General features: G+C 70.1%; 23 protein-coding genes and 1 pseudogene. 2 read left to right on the top strand and 22 right to left on the bottom strand.

Features of this window, described 5'->3' with window-relative positions:
- Window positions 1-18 precede the first annotated feature (18 nt).
- Window positions 19-993: an RluA family pseudouridine synthase gene (locus OG758_RS37105; RefSeq protein WP_326713892.1), complete on the top strand. Its 975-nt coding sequence runs from the start codon at window positions 19-21 to the stop codon at window positions 991-993.
- Between the two features lie 18 nt (window positions 994-1,011).
- Here the strand turns inward: OG758_RS37105 and OG758_RS37100 are convergent, their stop codons facing one another.
- The 17 genes from OG758_RS37100 to OG758_RS37015 all read right to left on the bottom strand — a co-directional run bounded on the left by OG758_RS37100 (window position 1,012) and on the right by OG758_RS37015 (window position 18,686).
- Window positions 1,012-2,502: a cytochrome P450 gene (locus tag OG758_RS37100; RefSeq protein ID WP_326713891.1), complete on the bottom strand. Its 1,491-nt coding sequence runs from the start codon at window positions 2,500-2,502 to the stop codon at window positions 1,012-1,014.
- A gap of 73 nt (window positions 2,503-2,575) precedes the next feature.
- Entirely contained in the window at window positions 2,576-3,208 is a 633-nt protein-coding gene (locus tag OG758_RS37095) for a GTP-binding protein (protein WP_326713890.1), read from the bottom strand.
- Window positions 3,189-3,587, bottom strand: coding sequence for a DUF742 domain-containing protein (locus OG758_RS37090; protein ID WP_266566303.1), 399 nt, complete (start codon window positions 3,585-3,587; stop codon window positions 3,189-3,191). The genes OG758_RS37095 and OG758_RS37090 overlap by 20 nt, the downstream gene beginning before the upstream one ends.
- Window positions 3,584-3,991 carry a roadblock/LC7 domain-containing protein gene (locus OG758_RS37085; protein WP_100597102.1) on the bottom strand — a complete coding sequence of 136 codons (408 nt, stop codon included), beginning with the start codon at window positions 3,989-3,991 and terminating at the stop codon, window positions 3,584-3,586. The genes OG758_RS37090 and OG758_RS37085 overlap by 4 nt, the downstream gene beginning before the upstream one ends.
- A complete protein-coding gene (locus OG758_RS37080) occupies window positions 3,988-5,610 on the bottom strand; it encodes a sensor histidine kinase (RefSeq protein WP_326713889.1) in 1,623 nt (540 codons plus the stop codon). The genes OG758_RS37085 and OG758_RS37080 overlap by 4 nt, the downstream gene beginning before the upstream one ends.
- A gap of 654 nt (window positions 5,611-6,264) precedes the next feature.
- Complete coding sequence (locus OG758_RS37070) at window positions 6,265-9,090, bottom strand: DEAD/DEAH box helicase (protein WP_326713888.1); 2,826 nt, start codon at window positions 9,088-9,090, stop codon at window positions 6,265-6,267.
- 161 nt (window positions 9,091-9,251) lie between these two features.
- A complete protein-coding gene (locus OG758_RS37065) occupies window positions 9,252-10,142 on the bottom strand; it encodes a diacylglycerol kinase (protein ID WP_326713887.1) in 891 nt (296 codons plus the stop codon).
- Between the two features lie 30 nt (window positions 10,143-10,172).
- Window positions 10,173-11,117, bottom strand: coding sequence for a twin-arginine translocase subunit TatC (tatC, locus tag OG758_RS37060; protein WP_326713886.1), 945 nt, complete (start codon window positions 11,115-11,117; stop codon window positions 10,173-10,175).
- 50 nt (window positions 11,118-11,167) lie between these two features.
- Window positions 11,168-11,455 carry a Sec-independent protein translocase subunit TatA gene (gene tatA, locus OG758_RS37055; RefSeq protein WP_326713885.1) on the bottom strand — a complete coding sequence of 96 codons (288 nt, stop codon included), beginning with the start codon at window positions 11,453-11,455 and terminating at the stop codon, window positions 11,168-11,170.
- Between the two features lie 261 nt (window positions 11,456-11,716).
- The gene (locus OG758_RS37050) at window positions 11,717-11,914 is read right to left on the bottom strand and encodes a hypothetical protein (protein ID WP_116503140.1); all 198 of its coding nucleotides are present in this window, start codon (window positions 11,912-11,914) and stop codon (window positions 11,717-11,719) included.
- A gap of 9 nt (window positions 11,915-11,923) precedes the next feature.
- Window positions 11,924-12,169 (bottom strand): hypothetical protein, encoded by a 246-nt coding sequence (locus OG758_RS37045; protein WP_326713884.1) that lies wholly within the window; start codon window positions 12,167-12,169, stop codon window positions 11,924-11,926.
- Window positions 12,170-12,306: 137 nt separating this feature from the next.
- Complete coding sequence (locus OG758_RS37040) at window positions 12,307-13,263, bottom strand: helix-turn-helix transcriptional regulator (protein WP_227293754.1); 957 nt, start codon at window positions 13,261-13,263, stop codon at window positions 12,307-12,309.
- Window positions 13,264-13,278: 15 nt separating this feature from the next.
- On the bottom strand, window positions 13,279-14,232 hold the full coding sequence (locus OG758_RS37035) for a helix-turn-helix transcriptional regulator (protein WP_326713883.1): 954 nt from the start codon (window positions 14,230-14,232) through the stop codon (window positions 13,279-13,281).
- Between the two features lie 229 nt (window positions 14,233-14,461).
- Window positions 14,462-14,836, bottom strand: a complete 375-nt coding sequence (locus tag OG758_RS37030) for an FKBP-type peptidyl-prolyl cis-trans isomerase (protein WP_116503132.1) — start codon at window positions 14,834-14,836, stop codon at window positions 14,462-14,464.
- Window positions 14,837-14,895: 59 nt separating this feature from the next.
- Entirely contained in the window at window positions 14,896-15,912 is a 1,017-nt protein-coding gene (locus OG758_RS37025; RefSeq protein ID WP_326713882.1) for an FKBP-type peptidyl-prolyl cis-trans isomerase, read from the bottom strand.
- A gap of 143 nt (window positions 15,913-16,055) precedes the next feature.
- On the bottom strand, window positions 16,056-17,417 hold the full coding sequence (pafA, locus tag OG758_RS37020; protein ID WP_030606492.1) for a Pup--protein ligase: 1,362 nt from the start codon (window positions 17,415-17,417) through the stop codon (window positions 16,056-16,058).
- Window positions 17,418-17,426: 9 nt separating this feature from the next.
- Window positions 17,427-18,686, bottom strand: a complete 1,260-nt coding sequence (locus OG758_RS37015; protein WP_326713881.1) for an MFS transporter — start codon at window positions 18,684-18,686, stop codon at window positions 17,427-17,429.
- Between the two features lie 124 nt (window positions 18,687-18,810).
- Here OG758_RS37015 and OG758_RS37010 point away from each other — a divergent pair, with 124 nt between their 5' ends.
- A complete protein-coding gene (locus OG758_RS37010) occupies window positions 18,811-19,848 on the top strand; it encodes a LacI family DNA-binding transcriptional regulator (RefSeq protein ID WP_326713880.1) in 1,038 nt (345 codons plus the stop codon).
- 65 nt (window positions 19,849-19,913) lie between these two features.
- On the opposite strand, the gene prcA is transcribed toward OG758_RS37010, so the two are convergent.
- The 5 genes and pseudogenes from prcA to dop all read right to left on the bottom strand — a co-directional run bounded on the left by prcA (window position 19,914) and on the right by dop (window position 23,671).
- Window positions 19,914-20,672, bottom strand: coding sequence for a proteasome subunit alpha (gene prcA, locus OG758_RS37005; RefSeq protein ID WP_326713879.1), 759 nt, complete (start codon window positions 20,670-20,672; stop codon window positions 19,914-19,916).
- Window positions 20,673-20,755: 83 nt separating this feature from the next.
- Window positions 20,756-21,598 (bottom strand): proteasome subunit beta, encoded by an 843-nt coding sequence (gene prcB, locus OG758_RS37000; protein WP_326713878.1) that lies wholly within the window; start codon window positions 21,596-21,598, stop codon window positions 20,756-20,758.
- Window positions 21,550-21,745, bottom strand: a pseudogene (locus OG758_RS36995) (endonuclease domain-containing protein); the annotation flags it as partial. The pseudogene OG758_RS36995 and the gene prcB, both read right to left, overlap by 49 nt.
- A 75-nt stretch (window positions 21,746-21,820) precedes the next feature.
- Window positions 21,821-22,039 (bottom strand): ubiquitin-like protein Pup, encoded by a 219-nt coding sequence (locus tag OG758_RS36990; RefSeq protein ID WP_011027899.1) that lies wholly within the window; start codon window positions 22,037-22,039, stop codon window positions 21,821-21,823.
- A 120-nt stretch (window positions 22,040-22,159) separates the two neighbouring features.
- On the bottom strand, window positions 22,160-23,671 hold the full coding sequence (gene dop, locus OG758_RS36985) for a depupylase/deamidase Dop (RefSeq protein ID WP_341483354.1): 1,512 nt from the start codon (window positions 23,669-23,671) through the stop codon (window positions 22,160-22,162).
- Window positions 23,672-23,939 lie beyond the last annotated feature (268 nt).

Here is a 23,939-nt window from a genome sequence, read left to right as displayed (position 1 = left end):
CCCGTAGGCTGGGCCTCGATGAGACGTAAGCGGCGCATTCCGCCCTCCCCGCTGCCGCAGCGCGACGGCATCGACGCGTTCCGGGTCATGCTGCCGCTCGACGGCGCCTGGAGCACGGTGCGCGAGCATCTCGTGGAGCGGCTCGCGGCCGGGCCCGCGGTGATCGACGCGATGCTGCGCGAGGGGCGGATCGTGGGCGCGGACGGGGCCGCGGTGACGGCGGACGCACCGTACGCGCCGGGTGCCTGGGTGTGGTTCCACCGCGACCTGACGCCCGAGGTGCCGGTGCCGTTCCCCATCGCGATCGTGTACCGGGACGAGCACATCGTCGTCGCCGACAAGCCGCATTTCCTGGCGACGACGCCGCGCGGCAGCCATGTCACCGAGACCGCGCTGGCGCGTCTGCGGCGCGAGCTGGACCTGCCCGCGCTCGGGCCGGCTCACCGGCTCGACCGGCTCACCGCGGGCCTCGTCCTGTTCGTCGTCCGGTCCGAGGAACGCGGCGCGTACCAGACGCTGTTCGGCGACAAGCTCGTACGCAAGGAGTACGAGGCGGTGGCCGCCCACGACCCGGGAATCGCCCTGCCGAGGACCGTGCGCAGCCGGATCGAGAAGGAGCGCGGGGTGCTTGCCGCGCGCGAAGTGCCGGGCGCGGAGCCGAATGCGGAGAGCCGGATCGAGCTCGTCGGGCAGCGCGGCGGCCTCGGCCGCTACCGGCTGCTCCCCCACACCGGCCGCACCCACCAGCTACGGGTCCACATGAACGCGCTCGGCCTGCCGATCCTCGGCGACCCGATCTATCCGGTGATCGCCGACGAGGTGGCGTCGGACGACTTCCGCCGCCCGCTCCAACTCCTCGCCCGGACCCTGGAGTTCAGGGATCCCGTGACGGGCCGGGAGCACCGCTTCGAGAGCGGGCGGATGCTCGAGGCCTGGTCGGCGTACGAGGAGTGGGCGAGCGACGGGCCGACCGCGCCCGCGCACCCCTCGTAACGCCTGGGTGCGGCCCGGTCAGTAACCGCGCCACCAGCGCAGGAAGCGCCGCCAGGCGCCCCGCGGCGGTGCGGCGGGCTCCGGGAACACGGCGGGCGGCTGCTGCGGCCCCGGGGCCGCGGCCGGAACGGGGGCCGGCTGCGGGGCCGGCGGGGCGTGCGTCGACACCTGCCATTCGTCGCGCGGCTCCGGGACCGTCCGGATGCCGGGCTTGGCGACGACGTCCTGCGGCGGGCGCGGCTCGAACTTCACCGGCAGCTCCACCAGGTGCTGCGAGAGGATCGAGGAGCGCCAGCGCAACTCGTGCTCGTGCACCGAGAGTTCGACGTCGGGAAGGCGCATCAGGAGCGCGTCGACGCCGATGTCGGCGATGGCACGGCCGATGTCCTGTCCGGGGCACTCGTGCGGTCCGCCGCCGAAGGCGAGGTGCGAGCGGTTGCCCTGCATGTTGGCGGTCAGGTCGGGGCGCACGACGGGGTCGACGTTGCCGGGCGCGATGCCGAAGATCAGGCCGTCGCCCCGGCGGATGTGCCGGCCGCCGAGCTCGGTGTCCTCCTTGGCGAAGTAACCGACCATGGCGCTGAACGGCGGCTCGTCCCACAGGGACTGCTCGACCGCCTCGGGCACGGTCATCTGGCCGCCGTTGAGCCGGGCGCGGAAGCGGGGGTCGGTGAGGACCACGCGCAGCACGTTCGCGATGAGGTTGGCCGTGGCCTCGTACGCTGCGATCAGGACGAGGCGCAGGTGCTGGGCGACCTCGTCGTCGTCGAGGGCGGCGGGCTGGGCGATGAGGTGACTGGTGAAGTCGGCCTCGGGGTGGGCCCGGCGGCGGGCGGTCAGCCTGGTGAGGACGCCCATGATGTATTCGTTGCTGGCGATGGCGGTCTCGGTGCCCTTGATCATGTCGCGGGCGGCCTGCACCATCCGCTCGTTGTACTCCTCGGGCATGCCGAAGATCCGGCACATCACCATCATCGGCAGATGCTCGGCGAACTGGCTGACGACGTCCGCCTCGCCGATCTCGCAGATCTTGTTGACCAACTCGTTCGAGGCGCGGTTGATGAAGCGCCGCAGGCCCCGGGCCTCGATGGTGCCGATCGCCCCGGTGACCGCGCCGCGCAGCCGCTGGTGGTCGGCGCCCTCGGCGAAGCTGCAGATGGGCTGCCAGCTGAAGACGGGCGCGAGGGGGTTGGTGGGGGTGACGCTGCCGTCGAGGACGGCGTTCCAGTGGCGCGCGTCGCGGTTGAACTGGGAGGTCGAACGCACCATGTGCAGGTTCTCGCTGTGCCCGAGGACCGCCCACATCGGCACGTCGTCGTGGATCAGGACCGGGGCGACGGGGCCGTGTTCGGCACGCAGCTTCTCGTACACGGCCGCGATGTCGTCGTCCGCCTCGGGACCGTAGAGCCGGCGCAGGCCGCCGGGGCCCAGGGCGTGGGCCGGGCAGCCGGGCGGCGGACTGAGCGCGGCCTCGTCCGTGCCGGCGTGTGAGTGGGAGGGAGTCGTCACGGTGATCGCTCCGGTGGTGTGGAAAGGCTGTGTGGAAACGGCTGTGTTGAAGCAGGGGCCGGCACCGGCCGGGTCAGACCCGCGCGAGCGCCAGTTCGTGCAGATAGCGCATCAGCGTCATCAGGACGTCCCGGCTGGAGGCCCGGCGCCGGGCGTCGCACTCGAGGATCGGGACGTCCGGGTCGAGGTCCAGGGCCTGGCGCAGTTCGTCGGCGGGGTAGCGCGGGCCGTCGGGGAAGGCATTGTTGGCGATGACGAAGGGCACGCCGCGCTCCTCCAGGCGCCCGATCACGTCGAAGCTGACTTCGAGGCGTCGGGTGTCGATGAGCACGACGGCGCCGAGTGCGCCCTCGAACAGGCCGTTCCAGAGAAACCAGAAGCGCTCCTGGCCCGGGGTGCCGAAGAGGTAGAGCACGAGCTCGTCCGTGATGCTGATGCGTCCGAAGTCCATGGCGACCGTGGTGGCGGTCTTCGTCTCGGAGCCGTAGTTGTCGTCGACTCCGATGCCCGCCTGGGTCATGGTCTCTTCGGTGGTGAGCGGCCTGATCTCGCTGACGGATCCCACCATCGTGGTCTTGCCCACGCCGAATCCGCCGACGATGACGACCTTCACGGCGGCCGAGACCGTGTCGGGCAGGTGGTCCTCGCTCCGGGGCCCCGGAATGTGGGGTCCGTCCCGGAGCGTGTCAGAGCTTTTGAAGTCCATGCATCACCGCTTCGAGGAGGGAACGGTCGGCGACGGCGCCGCGGATGACGGGCGCGCGCGCCTGAACCAGTTCAGCCGCGAGGAGTTCGCCGAGCAGCACGGTGACCACGCTGAACGGCAGACTGAGGTAGGCCGAGATCTCGGCCGTGGACAGGGGTGACTTGCACAGCCGTAACAGGGCTGCCTGCTCGGGCGGCGCCGCGGGCGGGGGGTCGGCGCGCGCGATGATCAGGGTGACCAGGTCGAGCGGCGCGCGCTCGGCCCCCTCGCTGCCGCCCGTGATGGTGTAAAGGCGTTCGGGGTTGGCGCCCTTGCCGTCCGGCCCGCGGCGCTCGCGCTGCGGCGGCTCCGCCCGGGAGGGTTGCGGGGGGTGCGTCATACGGTCTGCCCGTTGCGCCGGGGCGGACTGGTCAGGTGTGCGCCGATGCGTACGACGAGGTCGCGCATGCGGTTGCTGATGAGCCCGGCGTCCACGTGGGCGTCGGCGAGGACCGCGAGGTACGCGCCCTTGCCCGCGGCCATGAGGTAGAAGAACCCTCCGCTGACCTCGATGATGACCATGCTCATCCGGCCGTCGCTGTCGGGGATCTCGCTGGCCACCGCGGTGGCGAGGCTCTGGAGTCCGGCGCAGGCGGCGGCGATGCGGTCGGCGGCGTCGGGGTCGCCGCCGTAGCGGGCGATGCGCAGGCCGTCCGCGGAGAGCACCACGACCTGCCGGGTCTGGGGCACGCCGTCGGCGAGCTCCTTGAGCATCCAGTCGAAGTTGGCCCTTTGCTGGATCACTGACGGTCTCCCTCGTCGACCTGCTGATTGGTCCCGGTGGGCTCGCCCGACGCGTCGCCCTGCCCGTCACCCTTGAGCCCGTTCATGAACGCCTCGACCCACAGGCCCGGTTCGGGCTGGTCCGGCTTCTCGGGTTCGGCCTCCGAGGCCGGCACCGGGATGGGCGTCCACTGCGGGGGCTGGTCCGCGCGGGGCGCCGCCCCGCTGCCGTTCTCGGGCGCTCTGGGCGTCACGATGATCTGCTGGTCGATGACCTTCGTGTCGACCTTCCTGCGGCGCTGCGGCAGGCCGTTGGCGCGCCACTCGGTGACGACAGGAACGTCGTCCTCCATGGCGGCCACCAGCGGTGCGGAGGGGCGGGGACCCGTGGTGGGGCGGCGCAGCTTCTTCTTGCGGGGCTCCTCCACGATGGGCTCGCCGTCGTTGTTGACGCGAGGCACACCAGAGGCGCCGATGCCGTGGGCGAGACCGGGCGCGGCGTCGCTCGTCACCATGATCCGCGGCACGATGAGGACGGCACGGACACCGCCGTACGCGGACTGGCGCAGTGCGACCTGCATGTCGTACATCTGCGAGAGCCGGCCGACGACGGCCATGCCGAGGCGGGGGTTCTCGCCGAGGTCGTTGAGGTCGATACCGGCCTTGGCGCGGGCGAGCATCTCCTCGGCGCGGCCGCGGGCCTCCTCGCTGAGGCTGACGCCGCCGTCCTCGATCTCGATGGCGATGCCGGTCTGCACCTCGACCGCGGTGACGTGCACCTTGGTCTGCGGCGGCGAGTAGCGCGTCGCGTTGTCCATGAGTTCGGCGAGCGCGTGGATGAGCGGCTCGACGGAGATGCCGCGGATGGCGACCTTGGCGATCGAGTGCAGCTCGATGCGCGGGTATTCGAGGATGCGCGACATGGCGCCGCGCAGCACGCTGTAGAGCGGCACCGGCCGGGGCCACTGGCGGCCGGGGCGGGCGCCGCCGAGGACGGTGATGGAGTCGGCGAGCCGACCGATCAGCGCCGTGCCGTGGTCGATGCGCAGGAGGTCGTCGAAGACCTCGGGGTTGCGGCCGTGGTCCTCCTCCATCTCGCGCAGTTCGGCGTTCTGCTTGTGCACGATGGACTGGACGCGGCGCGCGATGGAGACGAAGGCGCGCTGCGCGGCGTCGCGCATGTTCTCCTCGCGGTCGATGAGGTCGAGCACCTCGGCCATCAACCTGCGCTGAGCGTGAGGGAGTTGAGAGTGTGCGGGGTCGCTCTCGACGACGACCTTGACGGCTTCCGAGGCCGTGTCGCCGGAGCGCAGCCGGTACAGGGACTCGGGCAGCAGATACCGGGCCATCCACTGGGCCTCGTCGTCACGGGCGGCGAGGCTGCGTTCCAGGTGCTCGACGTGGCGGGCGGACTGGGCCCGCTCCCACTTGATCGTGCGGCCGCGGCGTACGGCCTCGGCGGCCACCAGGATCAGCAGAAGCGTGGCGAGGCCGCCGCACAGGGCGACGGCGAGCCGCGCGGGTTGCGCCACCACCGCGACGGCGGCTCCGGTCGCCGCGGCCATGGCCACGGCGGGCAGCAACAGCACGCGTGTGTAGGGGATTTCTCGGCCACCGGGAGGCGATTGAACACTCACCATGTATGCCCTCTGAACGGTCGGATCGGGGAAATGTGTGGTTACGGGGACGTGCTGACGTGCACGTGGGGGGGATGAACTCGAACCATCTACAAGATTGGGAACAAACGCACGAATATGTGCCAACCCAGTGCGCTGCGGGCGAGCTTAGTCCCGTGGAATCACCGCTGTGTCATATTCCGCAAGCACCTGAAATGGCCGGACGGGAGGAATACACTCGACTCCATTTGCACGCTCGGCGGCGGATCGTACACATGGAGTGATCACGTCCGCCTGTGCGAAATCCCCCTCATGGAAGGGCTGTTGGGCCCTCGGCACGTGACGTGTGTGAGGTCAGAGGCTCGCGATGCGCGGGGCCGCGCCCCCGGTCGTCGCGGCGAGGACCGGGGCGGCGACCGGTACGGAGCGTTCGGGATCGCGGCGGTGCACGAGAATGACGCCTTCGGTCAGCCCGAGGAACAGATCGGTACGCGGGGAGAGTTCACCCTTGGCGAGCGCACGCCCTGATCGGTGGCGGCAGCAACTGCCCCTGGATTTCGTTGAGTTCGGCGCGAAAGGGCACGGACGGCAGGAACGGCATGGAATCGCGTACGGCCCGTGTCCCCGCGCCCGTCCGGGGCGCGGGGAACGGCATGACCGGTCACCACCGGCCGCGTCCTAACCGACGGACGAGTACGCCACCACACCGCGCCGCAACGCGTCCACGGCCTTGCGGGCGTTCTTGGCAACCGTGTCCCCGTCTCCCGCGCCGGAGACGGACGGCGCCGCGGCCGCGATCTGGCCGAGCACGTCGATGACCTGCTTGCACCAGCGCACGAAGTCACCGGCGGGCATGTCCGCCTCACGCAGGACCTCGTCGAGGCCCTTGCCGGACGCCCACTGGTGCGCGGCCCAGGCGAAGCCCAGATCGGGTTCGCGCTGGCCGACGCCCTCGGTCTGGCTGATCTTGAACTCTTCCTCCAGGGCGTCGAGCCGGCCCCAGATGCGGACCATCTCGCCGAGCGCCGCCTTGGCCTTGCCGGACGGCAGCTTGGGGGCGAGGGCATCGTCGGCGGCACGGGCCTCGAACACCAACGCCGAGACACACGCGGCCAGTTCGGCCGGACTGAGGCCTTCCCAGACCCCGTCGCGCAGGCACTCGCTGGCGAGCAGATCGAGCTCGCCGTAGAGCCGCGCGAGACGCTTGCCGTTCTGCGTGACCTCGTCGCCGCGCAGATAGTCCATCTCGGTCAGCAGGGCCACGATGCGGTCGAAGGTGCGGGCGATCGTGTTCGTCCGGCCCTCGATGCGACGCTCCAGCTGCTGCGTGTCGCGCCGCAGCCGGTAGTAGCGCTCGGCCCAGCGGGCGTGGTCCTCGCGCTCGTCGCAGCCGTGACAGGGGTGGGCGCGCAGCTCGGCGCGCAGCCGCGTGATCTCACGGTCGTCGGCCGCCGCCGCGCGGCCCTTGCGGTGCCGGTCGGGCACGATGTGGCCGGCCTTGGTGCGCAGCGCGGACGCGAGGTCCCGCCGCGACTGGGGCGAGCGCGCGTTGAACGACTTGGGGATCCGCATCCGCTCCAGCGCCTCGACGGGCACCGGGAAGTCGATCGACGCGAGCCGCTTGACCTGGCGCTCGGCGGTCAGGACCAGCGGGCGCGGGCCGTCGTGCTGCTCGAAGCCACGGTGTCCGTTCGACCGGCCGGCCGGGATGCCGGGGTCGAGAACGAGCGCGAGCCCGGCGAACTTGCCGGAGGGGACGTGGATGACGTCGCCCGGCTTGAGCTTCTCCAGAGCGGCGGCCGCAGCGGCGCGCCGCTGGGACGCGCCCTGCTTGGCGAGCTCCGTCTCGCGGTCCTTGAGGTCGCGGCGCAGCCGCGCGTACTCCTCGAAGTCCCCCAAGTGGCAGGTCATGGAGGCCTTGTAGCCCTCCAGGCCCTCCTCGTTGCGCTGGACCTGCCGGGAGATCCCGACGACCGACTTGTCGGCCTGGAACTGCGCGAAGGACGTCTCGAGCAGCTCGCGCGAGCGGTGCCGGCCGAACTGCTCGACGAGATTCACCGCCATGTTGTACGACGGCTTGAAGCTGGAGCGCAGCGGGTACGTGCGGGTGCCCGCGAGTCCCGCCAGGTGCTCGGGGCTGAAGGCGCGCTGCCACAGGACCACGGCGTGGCCCTCGACGTCGATGCCACGCCGGCCGGCCCGGCCGGTGAGCTGGGTGTACTCGCCGGGCGTGATGTCGGCGTGCTGCTCGCCGTTCCACTTGACGAGCTTCTCCAGCACGACGGACCTGGCCGGCATGTTGATGCCGAGCGCCAGGGTCTCCGTCGCGAAGACGGCCTTCACGAGACCGCGGACGAACAGCTCCTCGACGACCTCCTTGAACGTCGGCAGCATGCCCGCGTGGTGGGCGGCGATGCCGCGCTCCAGGCCTTCGAGCCACTCGAAGTACCCGAGGACGTGCAGGTCCTCGTCGGGGATGGCGGCCGTGCGCTCCTCGACGATCTCGCGGACGCGGGCGCGGGCCTCGTCGTCATTGAGCCGCAGGCCCGCGTACAGGCACTGCTGTACGGCGGCCTCGCAGGCGGCGCGGCTGAAGATGAACGTGATCGCGGGCAGCAGCCCCTCGCTGTCGAGGCGCTCGATGACCTCGGGGCGGCCGGGCGTCCAGATCCGGGAGCGCTGTCTGCGCTCGCGCTCGCGGTCCGCCTCGCGCACCATCTTGCCCTTGCGGCGGTCGCGCGGGTTGTACGAGCGGCTGGCCTCCATGCGGGCCATGCGCGTCAGGTCCGGGTTGACGGCCTTCTTGCGGCCCTCGCCCTCCTCGAAGAGGTCGTACATCCGGCGCCCGGCGAGCACATGCTGGAACAGGGGTACGGGCCGGTGCTCGGAGACGATCACCTCGGTGTCGCCGCGCACGGTGTCGAGCCAGTCGCCGAACTCCTCCGCGTTCGACACGGTCGCCGAGAGGGAGACCAGGGTGACGGACTCCGGGAGGTGGATGATCACCTCTTCCCAGACGGCGCCACGGAAGCGGTCGGAGAGGTAGTGCACCTCGTCCATGACCACGTAGCCGAGGCCGAGGAGGGTCTGCGAGCCCGCGTACAGCATGTTCCGCAGGACCTCGGTGGTCATGACGACCACCGGAGCGTCCGCGTTCACGCTGTTGTCGCCGGTCAGCAGGCCGACCTTGTCCGCGCCGTACCGCTTGGCGAGGTCGGCGTACTTCTGGTTCGACAACGCCTTGATGGGTGTCGTGTAGAAGCACTTCTTGCCCTGCTGGAGGGCCAGGTGGACGGCGAACTCGCCGACGATCGTCTTGCCGGAGCCGGTGGGCGCGGCCACCAGAACGCCCTTGCCCGTCTCAAGGGCCTGACACGCCTCTATCTGGAAGGGGTCGAGGCCGAAGTCGTACATCTCGCGGAAATCGGCGAGCGCGGTGGCCTGCTCGGCAGCGCGCTTACGTGCTGCCGCGTACCGCTCGGCCGGTGAGAGGTCCTCTGTCATCGTGCTTTCGAGACTACCGGCCACCACTGACAACGGACGATCTTTATTGTGATCGGTCCCTTCCGGGCTCGGGACGCCATGACTTCCGGGCTCGGGGCGCCATGATTCCCGGGGCCGAGGCCCCACGATCTCCAGGCCTGGGGCCCCGCGATCTCCGGGCGTCAGGGCCCTACGATCAGCCCGGCCTGCGGCACGCACTCGACGGTGAGGGGCAGGCTTCCGAGCGGCTCCCCGTCGGCGTACCCGGTGATCTCCTCCGCGGCCAGTTCGACCTTCTTCGCGCGGTGGACGGTGACCACGGGGTGGTCGAGGTGGGTCCCCTTGTAGACGCGCGGGAAGACCTTGAGCAGCGTCGCCCGCGAGCAGTCCCCGACGACCGTGATGTCGAAGAGCCCGTCCGTCATGTCGGCGCCCGCACAGATCTTCATGCCACCGCCGTACGACGTCCCGTTCCCCACGGCGACGAGCGTGGCCTCGACCTCCAGCACGGGGCCGTCGTCCAGGGTGATCCGGTACGGGACGGGCTTGAACGCGGCGAGTTCGGCGACGATCGCGAGGTCGTACTTGAAGCGGCCGCCGGGCCAGCGCATCCGGTTGCCCCGGTCGTTGACCCGGGAGTCGAAACCCGAGGCCAGGACGGTGCCGAACCAGTGTCCGTCGGCCCGACCCAGGTCGAGCTCGCGTATCCGCGATCCCTTGAGCGCGTCGGCGACGAGGGCGCCTGCCGCCGCCGGGTCCCGCACGGGCAGTCCGAGGGAGCGGGCGAAGTCGTTTCCTGTCCCGACGGCGATCACGCCGAGCGGGGTGCGGGTGCCCGCGACGGCCTGGAGCGCGAGGTTGGCCATGCCGTCACCGCCGACGGCTATGAGCGCTCCGGTGCCGGCGTGGACCGCGGCACGCGCGCGCGTGAGCGCGTCGTCGGCGTCCTCCCCCACGACCGTACGTACGGAGAAACCGGCCGCCCGCAACGCGGAAGCGGCCGGCTGCGCCGCCTGGGCGCCCCGGCCGCGTCCGGCGGTGGGATTGACGAAGAGGGTGATCTCGCTGGTCACGGGCGGACCTTACAAGATCGTGCCGCCCTGTCAGGTCACGTCGTCATAACCGTTGACCCGGTCAAGGTCCGAGCTCGCCTGCTCGGGCAGCGCGCGGCTGGCCGAGACGGGCTCGGGCGTGAGGTCCAGGTCCGAGGCCTCGTCGTCGTCCAGGTCCTCGCGCTCCCTGGCCTTGCGACGGTCGTTGAGCAGGGAGAAACCGGCGGCCGCGAAGTACAGGATCCAGATGGGTCCGGCGAGCGCCAGCATGCTCAGCGGGTCGGTGCTGGGCGTGGCCACGGCCGCGAAGACCGTGATGCCCATGATCATGCCGCGCCACCAGCCGATCATCCGCTTGCCCGTGATCACCCCGGTGAGGTTGAGCATCACGAGGAGCAGCGGCAGCTCGAAGGAGAGCCCGAAGACGACCACCATGCGCGTGATCAGGTCCAGGAGATCGTCCAGCGGCAGCTGGTTGTCGACACCGCCCGGCGAGAAGTCGAGCAGCACCCTCGCCATCGTGGGGAGGGTCTTGTACGCGAAGAAGGCGCCGCACAGGAACAGCGGGAAGCCGGTGGCGACGAAAGCGGTCGCGTACTTCTTCTCGTGCCGGTGCAGGCCGGGCGCGACGAAGCCCCACAACTGGTAGAGCCAGACCGGCGACGCGAGCACGACGCCCGCCATCAGCGAGATCTTCAGCGCGAGCGTGAACGGCGTCAGCAGACCGTTGAGCACGATCCGCGCGCACGTCTCGTCGTGCTGTCCCTTGTTCGCCTGCGCGGCGAGCTCGGCGAAGCTCGACTTGCAGCCCACCGAGTCGAGCACCGGATTGGTGAAGAACTCGATGATGTCCTTGTAGAAGAAGGCGGCGACGATCGTGACGACGACGATGGCCAACAGGGCCTTCGCGAGCCGGTTGCGTAGCTCACGCAGGTGTTCCGCGAGCGGCATCCGCCCCTCGGGATCCTTCTCCGTCTTGCGGGCAGACTTGGGCAACCCACGTCCTCATCTCGTGCGACAGGCCGCCTTCGCGGGGCGGCCCGGAATCAGCGCTGCGAAGTCTGGTCGGTCGGCTCGGTGACCGGGCGCGCGTTGGTCACGTCGCCGGGGGCGGCCTTGATGGTGCGCTGAGCCGGGGCCTGCTCGTCGTTCTTCGGCGGGTCCGTGGGCGCGGTCTGCTGACCGTCGGACTTCATCGCCTTGGCCTCGCTCTTGAGGATGCGGGCCGACTTGCCCAGCGAGCGCGCCATGTCGGGAAGCTTCTTCGCGCCGAACAGCAGGACGATGACGACGAGGATCAGAATGATCTCGGGGGCGCCGATCTTTCCGAACATAAGCGTTTACCTTCTCACCGAGGCGGCAGGGGCGGGGCTGCCGGTACAGGTCGGACTGGTGTCCGACCACCGTGCTGGCAGCGATCGTATCCCGTGGGGGTGAACAGGGGGCAATCCCTCTGCGTACTCCCAGTTGCGGGCCGCGCCTCGCTCTTCGGGCCGCGCCTCGCAGCGTACCCGCCCGTCCCTGCAACCGGACAGGGCACAGAGGTAAAGCGCTTACCAGCATGTCTCCCCCGTCACATTCGGCGGGTCGTGCGATCAGAGAAGTTCGCGGCTCGTGCGGGCCGTGCCGGCCGCCGCCCGCTCCAGGTCCTCCGCCGCGCGGTTGATCTGCTGTGTGGTGTCGGCGACTTGGCGCCCCAGGCGCTGCGCCTCGACGAAGACCTTGACCGCGAGCACGCCGAGCACGGCGAGTCCCACGAACCCCACAGCAATCGCCAGCATCGCCCAGAACATGCGCCGAGCCTAGACGGTCTGGTGGAGGCGGAGCGTGCTCACCCCTCCACCGGTGAGGAGTTCGATGATGCGCTCCCCGGCCGGCTTGCGTACGGCGACGCCGCACTCAGGGCAGGTGAAAGAGTAGAACGTGGTGCGACGGGTGGCGCCGATCGCCAGGCGCAGGGCGCCCGCGGAGAGTTCGAACCGCTCACGGCATTCGGGGCAGGCGGCTTTGAAAAGCACCGGACCCACCACCGCGGACAATCCACCCATTTCGACCATCCCAGACTTTTCAGAGTTTCCCGAACTTCTGGCACCCCCGGGCCGCACCGCGGTCAACGGCACGCCCACCCTTCTCACCCCGGCCGTGCGCGTGAGGGTCGTCACAGACACGCCCGCGGCCAACGGCCCTACCCCTGCCCGTCGTACGCGGCCAGCGCCTCCCCGGCAGCCTGCCGAGCACTCTCGGCGAGCCCGAGCGGCGAGACGATACGCCCGTCGCGGCCGAGCCGGAGCGCGAGCCGCCGCAGCGACGACGGGTCCGGCGTGCGCAGCGTGATCCGCAGGCCGCCGTCCGCCAACTCCTCGGCGCTGTCGTGCGGGTAGTACTCCGCGACCCAGCGTCCGCCGGGACCGACCTCGACCACGACCTCGGGGTCCTCGGCCGCGGGCTGCACGAGCCCCTCGGACAGGTCCCGCAGTTCGATCTCCGGCGGCGCGGACGGCTCGTCCAGGATCCGGATCTCCGCGACCCGGTCGAGGCGGAAGGTGCGCCGCGCCTCGGAGCGCCGGCACCAGGCCTCCACATAGGTGTGGCCGACGCTCACCAGGCGAATGGGGTCGATCTCCCGCTCGGTGAGCTCGTCGCGGGCCGGGGAGTAGTAGCGAATCCACAGCCGGCGCCGCTCCGAGATCGCCCGGTCGACGTCGGCGAACACGCCACCCTCGGACTCGAACGTCACCGAGAGCCGGGCGCTCGCGCCGGCCGCCTCGCCGGCCGCGGCCTCCAGCTTCGCGGTGGCCCGGAGGAGCGCGAGCCGGTCGCTCTCCCTGAGGCCGGGCAGCGTGGACACGGCGCGGGCGGCGACGAGCAGCGCCGTCGCCTCGTCGGCGGCGAGCCGCAGCGGCGCGGCGACATCGTCCGGGTTGTGCCACCAGATGCGGTCGCCGTCCGTGTCGATGTCGAGGAGGTCACCCCCACGGAAGCTCGTCCCGCACAGCGGCAGGATGTCGAGGTCCGAGATCAGCTCGTCCTCGGTGATCCCGAAGGCGCGGGCGACATCCTCGACGCGCGCTCCCGGGCGCTCCCGCAGATACGTCACGAGGGACAGCATCCGCCGGGTCTGGTCGATGGCGTTCGTGGCCATTGGTCCTCGTTCCCCTCAGCCCTTGGCCACGGCACGCAGCCGGTCGACGACCTCGGCCCGCAGCTCGGCGGGTTCGAGCACGACCACGTCGGGCCCGAACTCGACCAGCCAGGCGTCGAGCCCGTGCCCGTAAGGGATCTCCAGCTCGTCCCAGCCATCGCCGAGGTCGCGTACGGCGGAGGCCTTGGCGCGCAGGGGATAGCCGGAGCCGGTGCGCAGCCTGATGAGGGCCGTGCGGTCGGCGGTCTCGCCGGCCCAGCTCGCGACGGTCTCGCGGACGGTCACGACGTCGGGCACGTCGGCGGTGAAGCGGCCGGCCCGGGAGCGGACCTTGCCGGTGATGCGGGAGAGCCGGAAGACGCGTTCGGCGCCGCGGTCGCGGTCCCAGCCGGCGAGGTACCAGTGGCCGCGCCAGCACTCCAGCGCCCACGGCTCGACATGCCGCTGCTCGGGCCGCGCGGCGGTGGCCTTGCGGTAGTCGAAGACGACGGGTCGCCGGTCGCGGCAGGCCAGCATCAGAGGTTCGAAGGACGCCTCGTGCGCGGGGATACGGGGTTCGAGGGCCGAGTGCGCCCCGTACGGGTCGACGTCCTCGGGGAGTCCGGCGGCCCGCAGCTTCTGCAGGGCTCCACTGGCGGCGCCGGCGAGGCGGGCCTGCTGCCAGACCTTCGCGGCGAGGCCCAGCGCGGCGGCCTCCTCGGCGTCGAGGGTGACGGGCGGCAGCCGGTTGCTGTCGCGGCGGGCGAGATAGCCGATCTCCCCGTCGAGGCTCTCCACGGTCGCGATGACCAGACCGAGCTCCCGCAGGTCGTCCTTGTCACGCTCGAACATCCGGTTGAAGCTGTCGTCGGAGTTGGCTTCCATGTAGGCCTCGATGGAACCGCGCAGCTCACGCTTGCTGAGCGGGCGTCCCGTCCCGAGCAGACACAGCGCCAGATTCATCAGCCGCTCGGCCTTCGCAATGGCCATCGACGCCCTACGTCCTCTCTTCGAGAGCCCCCTGGCTCTCCCCCATCCGAAAGTCGACCGTACCGCTCCGGGGTGTCGTGGCAAAAGCCGAGGACAAGGGGTGCATCCCAAAGGGATTCGGTGGAGGGCGGTGGAGGGAGACGGGCTGGGCCCATGCCAGGAGGCATGGGCCCAGGGTTTGACCGCTTGCGGTCACAACCTGATCAGACAGCGACCGCGTCGCTGACGATCAGACGCCGATCAGGTCGCAGACGAAGATCAGCGTCTCGCCGGGGGCGATCACGCCGCCGCCGGCTCCACGCTCGCCGTAGGCGAGGTGGGCGGGGATGGTCAGCCGGCGGCGGCCGCCGACCTTCATGCCCTGGATGCCCTTGTCCCAGCCGGTGATGACCTGGCCGGCACCGAGCTGGAACTCCAGCGGGTTGCCGCGGTTCCAGGAGGCGTCGAACTCCTCGCCGGTGGAGAAGGCCACGCCCACGTAGTGGACCTTGACGTAGTCGCCGGGCTTGGCGACGGCGCCGTCGCCCTCCCAGATCTCCTTGATCTCCAGGTCAGCCGGCGGCTGGCCCTCGGGGAAGTCGATCTCGGGCTTCTCGATGCTCACGTCTCTTGCTCCTGCTGATAAACGGTTGGGCAACCCGGACAGTCTTGCATCCCGCAGGGTCAGGACGTGGCCAGGATGTCGACGACGAACACGAGCGTCGAGTTGGCCGGGAGCGTGTCGCCCTTGGCCTGCTTCCCGTACGCCTGGTCGGCCGGGATCACCAGCAGGACGCGGTCGCCCACGTGCTTGCCGACGAGACCCTTGTCCCAGCCCGGGATGACCTGGCCCTTGCCGATGACCGTGGTGAAGGGCTGGCCGGCGTTCCACGAGGAGTCGAAGAGCGTGGCCTTCGGCTTGCCCTCGTTGATCTTCCAGGCGGCGCCGCTGTACTGCATGGTGACCGTCTTGCCGCTCTTGACCTCGGCGCCCTTGCCCTGGATCAGGACCTGGTCGACCAGCTTCTTCGGCGGGTCGTTCTTCGGCACGGAGATCGTCGCGGGCTCCGGCTTGTCGGCCTTGATCTGCGGCAGGTTCGACGGGATGGGCGCCTGCGTGCCCGTCGCCATCTTCGGGGTGACCTTGCCGACGTCGATCGCGAAGACCAGCGTGTCGGTGCCGGTGACGCCCGCCTGCTGGTTGCCCTGGCTGCCGAAGCCGGCGGCGGGCGGCGCCACGACGAGGACGCGGCTGCCCTCCTTCTGGCCGACCAGGGCGTCCGCGAACGCCGGGATGACGGACTTCGAGCCCGCGGTGATCATCTGCGGGCTGCCGCCCTGCTGGTAGGAGCTGCCGAGGTCCTTGCCGCTCTTCCAGACCTTGCCGGTGAAGTTCATCGACACCAGGTCGTCCTTCTTGACCACGGCGCCGTCACCCTGCGACAGCGTGTGCACGACGAACTTGCCGCTCGGCTCGGCCTTCGGCACGGTGATCTTCGCCTGCTTGCCGAGAGCGCCGCTGATCTCCGGCATGGGCGAAGCCGAGTCGACGGGCTTGGGCGCGGCCGCCTCGGCCTTGGGCGAGGAGGACGCCGAATCCGCCTTGTCCGTGTCGCTCTTCTTGTTGTCATCACCCCCGCACGCCGTCGCGGTCAGCGCCAGAGCCGGGACGATGAGCAGAGCAGCAAGTCGGCGTCGCACAGTGATCCTCAGGTTGCGGGTTACGTGAGTACGGTCCAGCCACTGTAGGCCCTCACGTCACATACCCGGGGTACCGCACACGCACCAAAAGGGCCCCGTCCGCAGATCACGTACGGGGCCCCGGGCCGACAGAGCCGGTCGTCCTACATTCCGGCGATCAGCTTCTCCACCCGGTCGTCCACCGACCGGAAGGGGTCCTTGCACAGCACGGTCCGCTGCGCCTGGTCGTTCAGCTTCAGGTGCACCCAGTCGACCGTGAAGTCACGGCGCTGTTCCTGGGCCCTGCGGATGAAGTCGCCCCGCAGCCGCGCGCGCGTGGTCTGCGGCGGCACCGACTTGCCCTCGAAGATCTTGAGGTCGTTGCAGATGCGGGCCGCCTGTCCCTTCCTCTCCAGGAGGTAGTAGAGGCCCCTGCGGCGATGGATGTCGTGATACGCGAGGTCTATCTGCGCGACCCGCGGATGGGACATGGTCATGTTGTGCTTGGCCCGGTACCGCTCGATGAGCTTGTACTTCATCACCCAGTCGATCTCGGTGCCGATCCGGTCGAGGTCCTCGGCCTCGATCGAGTCGAGAACGCGGCCCCACAGTTCGAGGACCTGCTCGACGGTGCCGGTGCGGATCCCGCGGCGCTCGCAGAAGTCCACGGCCTTCTCGTAGTACTCGCGCTGCACCTCGAGGGCGGATGCCTCGCGGCCGCTGGCCAGACGCACCTTGCGCCGACCGGTGATGTCGTGACTGACCTCGCGGATGGCCCGGATCGGGTTCTCCAGTGTGAGGTCACGCATGACCGTGCCGGCCTCGATCATGCGGAGCACGAGGTCGGTGGCGCCCACCTTGAGGAGCATCGTCGTCTCGGACATGTTCGAGTCGCCGACGATGACGTGCAGGCGCCGGTAGCGCTCGGCGTCCGCGTGCGGTTCGTCGCGGGTGTTGATGATGGGACGGGAACGCGTGGTCGCGGAGGACACGCCCTCCCAGATGTGCTCGGCACGCTGGCTCACGCAGTACACGGCGCCGCGCGGAGTCTGCAGCACCTTGCCCGCGCCACACAGCAGTTGCCGTGTGACCAGGAACGGAATGAGGATGTCCGCGAGTCGCGAGAACTCCCCGTGACGGGCCACCAGATAGTTCTCGTGGCAGCCGTAGGAGTTTCCCGCCGAGTCGGTGTTGTTCTTGAAGAGATAGACGTCGCCCGCGATTCCCTCCTCGTGCAGGCGGCGTTCGGCGTCGACGAGCAGGCCTTCCAGAATGCGCTCGCCCGCTTTGTCGTGCGTGACCAACTCGGTCACGTTGTCACATTCGGGAGTTGCATATTCCGGATGTGACCCGACATCGAGATAGAGGCGGGCGCCGTTCCGCAGAAAGACATTGCTGCTGCGGCCCCATGACACGACACGGCGGAAGAGGTACCGCGCCACCTCGTCAGGAGACAGGCGGCGCTGTCCCCTAAACGTACATGTGACGCCGTACTCGTTCTCCAGCCCGAAAATGCGGCGGTCCATGAGTGAACATTACGCCTGATGCCCTGTGCTGAAACCGGGTTCGACAGCACCGTTTCGATCATTTTCCGATGAGCCCGCGACACGCCCGGCGCTACGGGGAGCTGCGAGGACCCGTCCGGTGGCGAGGAGCACGAGCAGCGCGGCCACGCCCGCGGCTCCGGGAACGGCGAAGCCCCACACCGTGCCGCCCCACTCGACGACCGGTCCGGCCGCGGCGGTTCCGATCGACGTACCCACCGTGAACGTCGTCACGAGCCATGAGAACGCCTCCGTCACCGTGCCCCGCGGCGCGTGACGGTCGACGATGATGAACGCGCACGCGATCGACGGGGCGAGGAACACCCCCGCGAGCGCCGTCAGGGCCGTCATGGCCACGACGCCCGGCATCAGTACCAACGGCACGTAGAAGAGGGCCAGCAGGGCCACCAGCCACCGCAGCCGCCGCTCGGGCACGCCGGCCCACTGCCGCGCCCCGTAGACCGAGCCGCCCGCCAGCGCGCCGAGCCCGAGCGCCGCCATCAGCCAGCCGTACGTCACGTCGCCGCCGTGTCCGTCCGCGTACGAGACGCCCGCCACCGTGATCGAGCCCAGCGCCGTCCCGATGAACAGGAACGCCCCGAGGAGCGCGAGGAGTCCGGGCGAGCGCAGGGCGCCCAGCCAGTGCGCCTCACGCGGCGCCGAGCGCCACGCGCGCGACGGCTGTGAGACCACCACCGACAGCGCGCCGAGCACGCCGACGACGTTCACAACGATGAGCGCGGCCTGCGCCGACCACAGCGAAACGCACACGGTGACGAGCAACGGACCGACGGTGAACATGACTTCCTGCGCCACCGCGTCCATGGCGTACGCGGTGTGCACCTGGTCCTCGCGCGGCAGCACGTTCGGCCACAGCGCGCGCAGCCCGCCCTCGAGGGGCGGTGTGAACAAGCCGGCCGCGCCCACGGCGATGTACGCGAGCGCCGGCGACCCGGTCCCGGCGAAGGCGAAGACGGTCATGGCCAGCGCCGACGCCAGCGCTGCCGGGAGCTGCACTCGCGGCTGTCCCCGCAGGTCCACGAGCCGGCCGAGCAACGGCTGCCCCACCGCGTTGGAGACGCCGTACACCGCGGCGAGCGCCCCGGCCAGGCTGTACGTGCCGCCCTCGGCGCGCACGAACAGCACGATCGCGATGGCGGCCGTCGCGTTCGGCAGCCGCCCGACCAGGGTGCCCGCCAGCAGCCGCGCCGCGTGCCGCGCCTTGAGGATCTCCGCATATCCCGCGGCCATCGCCCGCCCTCTCGCCGCCCCGAGGCGCCCTAGGTTTTACGTATAACTTCGAGGGTCATACGTACCATGTCCGCAGGCCACGGGTCCACCCGAAGGCCCCGCCGCACACCCCACGGAGGCATGAGTGACGACCGGGTCAGACGAGACGGCCCCCGCGCGTCCCACCAGCCGCGACGTCGCCCGCGCCGCCGGAGTCTCCCAGGCCGCCGTCTCCCTCGTACTCGGCGACAAATGGCGCGGCCGTGTCGCCGAAGCCACCGCAGAACGCGTCCGCGCCGCCGCCCGCGACCTCGGCTACCGCCCCAACCTCGCCGCCCGCAACCTGCGCCTCGGCCGCACCCGCACGGCCCTCCTCGTGGTCCCCGCCCTCACCAACGAGTTCTTCGCCGGCGTCTACACCGGCGCCGCCCGCGTGGCCGCGGAGCACGGCTTCGGCGTCGTGCTCTACCCCTCCCCCGAAGGCATCGGTCCCGCTCGCGATCCCTTCGACTCCGCACGCGCGGCCCTCGACGGCGTGCTCGCCTCCTCCATGGCCTCCGACGCCGTCACCGCCATCCGCGGCGGCGGACTCCCCCTCGTCATGCTCGACAGCGACCCCGACGACACGGCGGGCACCGGCGGCGCGGCCACCGTCAACCTCGACATCGCCGACGGGATGCGCCAGGTGACGGACCATCTGCTCGCCCTCGGCCACCGCCGGTTCCTCCACCTCGCCTCGGCCGTGCCCTCCTGGACCTTCGACGTACGCGCCCACGAGCTCGCCGACCGCACGGCCCGCGTCCCCGAAACCCACGTGAGCACCGTGCGCTCACCCCTGACGGTCGAGGCCGCCCGCACAGCCGCTCAGGACGCGCTCACCGCCCCGGGACCCCGCCCCACCGCGATCGTCTGCGACGACGACAAACTCGCCACCGGCGCCTACAAGGCCGCCCGCAGACTGGGCCTGCGCATCCCCGACGACCTCTCCGTCACCGGCTTCGACGACCTCTCGCTCGCCACCGCCGTCGAGCCCGAACTCACCACCGTCCGGCTGCCCGCGGAGCTCTTCGGCGAGCGGGGCATGGCCGCGCTCCTCGCCGTCCTGGACGGCCGCACCCCGGAAACCGGCGCGCTCCCCGTCGAGTTGGTCATCCGCGGCTCCACGGCCGCGCCCGCGGGCTGACACGACGAACGGCGCCCCGACCGCTTCACGGTCGGGGCGCCGGACACCTCCGCAGGAAACCCTGCTCACTCCTCGTCGTCGGACTCCTCGTCACTGCTCTCCACCGGCTCGGCGGACGTCGCCGCACCGGCCTCGAGCAGCCGCGACAGCTGCGGCCCCACGATGCGCTTGAACTTCCGCTGCTGCGGGCGCGTGCGGTCGAGGACCGCCACCTCCAGCCGCTCCGCGGGGATCTCCCGCTCACTGCCGTTGGTGTCCCGCGACAGCGCCTGCACCGCCAGCTTCAGGGCCTCCGCCAGGGTCATTCCGTCACGGTGACGCTGATCCAGATAGGTGCTGATCTGCTCCGCGTTTCCCCCGACCGCGACCGAGCCGTGCTCGTCGACGATCGAGCCGTCGTGCGGAAGGCGGTAGATCTGGTCACCATCAGGGGTCTCGCCGACCTCCGCGACCACCAGCTCCACCTCGTACGGCTTCTCGGCCGCGCTCGAGAAGATCGTGCCCAGCGTCTGCGCGTACACGTTCGCCAGGCCACGCGCCGTCACATCGTCACGGTCGTAGGTGTAACCGCGCAGGTCGGCGTAGCGCACACCGCCGATCCGCAGGTTCTCGTACTCGTTGTACTTGCCGGCGGCGGCGAAGCCGATCCGGTCGTAGATCTCGCTGAACTTGTGCAGCGCGCGGGACGGGTTCTCGCCGACGAACACGATGCCATCGGCATACTGCAGCACAACCAGGCTGCGACCGCGGGCGATGCCCTTGCGGGCGTACTCCGCCCGGTCGGCCATGGCCTGCTGGGGTGAGACATAGAACGGCGTCGACACCGGCTGTCCGTCCCTTTCTGTCAGTGACTCAGTGACTCAAGTCTCGGGCGAATGGCGCTTCGGGCATGACGGATGCGTACCGGTCAGAGAAGCGCGGCCCGCGGGCCGTCGGGCTGCTCGAGCCGGCGCTCGAGGATGGAGCGAGCGATCTGCGCCCCCTCCTCGTCGGTGAGCCTGCGGAACCCGTCGTCCGTGATCACGGTGACGATCGGGTAGATCCGACGCGCCACGTCGGGGCCACCGGTCGCCGAGTCGTCGTCCGCCGCGTCGTACAGGGCCTGCACGACGAGCGTCGTGGCCTCCGCCTCCGTCAGATCGTCGCGGAAGAGCTTCTTCATCGCCCCACGCGCGAAGATCGACCCGGATCCGGTCGCCGCGTACCCGTGCTCCTCGCTGCGCCCGCCCGTGACGTCGTACGAGAAGATGCGGCCCTTGCCGCGGTCCACGTCGTACCCCGCGAACAGCGGCACCACGGCCAGGCCCTGCATGGCCATGCCGAGGTTCGACCGGATCATGGTCGAGAGCCGGTTCGCCTTGCCCTCCAGCGACAGCTGGGCGCCTTCCACCTTCTCGAAGTGCTCCAGCTCCAGCTGGAAGAGCTTCACCATCTCCACGGCCAGACCGGCCGTACCGGCGATACCCACCGCCGAGTACTCGTCCGCCGGAAAGACCTTCTCGATGTCGCGCTGAGCGATCATGTTGCCCATCGTGGCCCGGCGGTCACCGGCGAGGACGACACCGCCGGGGAACGTGACGGACACGATCGTCGTGCCGTGCGGCGCCTCGATCGCGCCCTTCACCGGCAACGCGCGGTTCCCGGGCAGGATTTCCGGCTGATGCACGGACAGGAAGTCCACGAAGGACGAGGATCCAGGCGTCAGGAAGGCTGCTGGTAGACGCCCGGTGCTACGAGTGTTGGCTTCCACGCGATTCCTTCCACGTAGGCGGCGGCGCGACGGATGACGTCGGGACGAATGTCCCAACTTGCCGATGGCCGAATTGCAGTTGAAGCACAGTACGTCAGGGACCCTACCCGCGGAACGGCGGTGATCCACATCCGTGGCCGGGTGCTTGGGACGGCTTCGGTCGACGACCTGCCCGCCCCCCGCACCCCGGCCACGCCACCTTCAGTTCAAAGGTGGAACGAGCTACTCGCCGCCCTTTTGAACGAAGCTCCGCACGAAGTCCTCGGCGTTCTCCTCGAGGACGTCGTCGATCTCGTCCAGCACGGAGTCCACGTCGTCGCTCAGCTTCTCCTGGCGTTCCTTGAGGTCCTCGGAAGCCTGCGCGTCCTGCGCCTGCTCCTCGACCTCCTCGGTGGAACGCGTCGCCTTCTGCTGTCCGCCGCCGGTGTCCTTGGTCGCCATCTACCTCACCCCGCTCGGTTCGACGTTCTTGATCAGACCCTACAAGCCGGGTCCGACATCGGCCCCGCACTTCGTCCAACGTGCGAGGCCCACCTCTGTGATTCCCCTGCCGCCGGCTTTTCAGCCTCCGGACAGCACCCGGACCAGATCTTCGGCCGTGCGGCACCGGTCGAGCAGCTCCTTCACGTGATTACGCGTTCCGCGAAGGGGTTCGAGGGTTGGGACCCGCTGCAGAGAGTCACGGCCGGGCAGATCGAAGATCACCGAGTCCCAGGAGGCCGCGGCGACGTCGTCCGCGTACTGCTCCAGGCAGCGCCCGCGGAAGTACGCCCTGGTGTCCTCCGGAGGCTTCGTACGGGCCCTCTCGACCTCCGACTCGTCCAGGAGCCGCTTCATCCTGCCGCGGGCCACGAGACGGTTGTACAGGCCCTTCTCGGCCCTCACGTCGGCGTACTGGAGGTCGACGAGGTGGAGCCGCGCGGCGTCCCAGTCGAGGTTGTCGCGGCGGCGGTAGCCCTCCATGAGCTGCCGCTTCGCGACCCAGTCGAGTTCTCCGGCCAGGCTCATCGGATCGCTCTCCAGACGGCCGAGCACGTCCTCCCAGCGGGTCAGGACGTCCTTGGTCTGCTCGTCTGCGTCCGCCCCGTAGCGCTCCTCGACGTACTTCCTGGCGAGCTCGAAGTACTCCATCTGGAGCTGCACCGCGGTGAGCGTGCGGCCGCTGCGGAGTGTGACCAGGTGTTGCAGGCCGGGATCGTGGGAGACCTGGTGGAGGGTGCGCACGGGCTGGTCGACGGCCAGGTCGACAGCGATGAACCCGTCCTCGATCATGGAGAGGACCAGGGCCGTCGTGCCCAGCTTGAGATAGGTCGAGATCTCGGAGAGGTTCGCGTCGCCGATGATCACGTGCAGGCGACGGTACTTCTCCGCGTCCGCGTGCGGCTCGTCCCTGGTGTTGATGATGGGGCGCTTGAGGGTCGTCTCGAGGCCGACCTCGACCTCGAAGTAGTCCGCGCGCTGGCTGAGCTGGAAGCCGTGCTCATGGCCGTCCTGGCCGATGCCGACGCGGCCGGCGCCGGTGACGACCTGGCGGGAGACGAAGAAGGGCGTCAGGTGGCGCACGATGTCCGAGAAGGGGGTCTCCCGCTTCATCAGGTAGTTCTCGTGCGTGCCGTAGGAGGCACCCTTGTTGTCGGTGTTGTTCTTGTAGAGGTGGATCGGCTGGGCCCCGGGGAGCTGGGCGGCGCGCTCGGCGGCCTCGGCCATGATGCGCTCGCCGGCCTTGTCCCACAGGACGGCGTCCCGCGGATTGGTGACCTCGGGGGCGCTGTATTCGGGGTGTGCGTGGTCGACGTACAGGCGGGCACCGTTGGTGAGGATGACGTTGGCCAGGCCGATGTCCTCGTCGGTGAGCTGGCTGGAGTCGGCGACCTCCCGGGCGAGGTCGAAGCCTCGCGCGTCCCGCAGCGGATTCTCCTCCTCGAAGTCCCAGCGGGCGCGGCGCGCCCGGTGCATCGCCGCCGCGTAGGCGTTGACGATCTGGGACGAGGTGAGCATGGCATTGGCGTTGGGGTGGCCGGGGACGGAGATCCCGTACTCCGTCTCGATGCCCATTACTCGCCGTACGGTCATGCGGCCCTCCTTGCCCGGCGGCGCCCCCGTTCGGGGGCGGCGCTCAAGTACCGCTGGTTCTCCGGTGCGCGTGCGGTGCCCGTCCCCGCGCTGCGCGACTCGGCGGTACCGAAGAGCCTAGAACGCCTATGCGCTGGTGGGGAGATCATTACCGTCATTGCTGTTGCTGAGCCTGCGAGCCGGCCGTTGCCGGGAAACCGGAAAGTCGGCCGGAATTGTTGCCTGGAAAACAGTCGGCTGCGGGTACCCGGTAGAGGCACCCGCAGCC

This window comes from Streptomyces sp. NBC_01474 (genome assembly GCF_035918215.1).
In the GTDB taxonomy this organism is placed as follows: domain Bacteria; phylum Actinomycetota; class Actinomycetes; order Streptomycetales; family Streptomycetaceae; genus Streptomyces; species Streptomyces aureus.
This window is presented reverse-complemented; position numbering and strand designations above follow the sequence as displayed.

Bases quoted from the DNA above. Each gene is read 5' to 3' on its own strand.
- OG758_RS37105 (WP_326713892.1), top strand. From the start codon at position 19: ATGAGACGTAAGCGGCGCATTCCGCCCTCCCCGCTGCCGCAGCGCGAC.
- OG758_RS37095 (WP_326713890.1), bottom strand. From the start codon at position 3,208: ATGGACTTCAAAAGCTCTGACACGCTCCGGGACGGACCCCACATTCCG.
- OG758_RS37090 (WP_266566303.1), bottom strand. From the start codon at position 3,587: ATGACGCACCCCCCGCAACCCTCCCGGGCGGAGCCGCCGCAGCGCGAG.
- OG758_RS37080 (WP_326713889.1), bottom strand. From the start codon at position 5,610: ATGGTGAGTGTTCAATCGCCTCCCGGTGGCCGAGAAATCCCCTACACA.
- OG758_RS37070 (WP_326713888.1), bottom strand. From the start codon at position 9,090: ATGACAGAGGACCTCTCACCGGCCGAGCGGTACGCGGCAGCACGTAAG.
- tatA (WP_326713885.1), bottom strand. From the start codon at position 11,455: ATGTTCGGAAAGATCGGCGCCCCCGAGATCATTCTGATCCTCGTCGTC.
- OG758_RS37050 (WP_116503140.1), bottom strand. From the start codon at position 11,914: ATGTTCTGGGCGATGCTGGCGATTGCTGTGGGGTTCGTGGGACTCGCC.
- OG758_RS37045 (WP_326713884.1), bottom strand. From the start codon at position 12,169: ATGGGTGGATTGTCCGCGGTGGTGGGTCCGGTGCTTTTCAAAGCCGCC.
- OG758_RS37040 (WP_227293754.1), bottom strand. From the start codon at position 13,263: ATGGCCACGAACGCCATCGACCAGACCCGGCGGATGCTGTCCCTCGTG.
- OG758_RS37035 (WP_326713883.1), bottom strand. From the start codon at position 14,232: ATGGCCATTGCGAAGGCCGAGCGGCTGATGAATCTGGCGCTGTGTCTG.
- pafA (WP_030606492.1), bottom strand. From the start codon at position 17,417: ATGGACCGCCGCATTTTCGGGCTGGAGAACGAGTACGGCGTCACATGT.
- OG758_RS37015 (WP_326713881.1), bottom strand. From the start codon at position 18,686: ATGGCCGCGGGATATGCGGAGATCCTCAAGGCGCGGCACGCGGCGCGG.
- OG758_RS36990 (WP_011027899.1), bottom strand. From the start codon at position 22,039: ATGGCGACCAAGGACACCGGCGGCGGACAGCAGAAGGCGACGCGTTCC.
- dop (WP_341483354.1), bottom strand. From the start codon at position 23,671: ATGACCGTACGGCGAGTAATGGGCATCGAGACGGAGTACGGGATCTCC.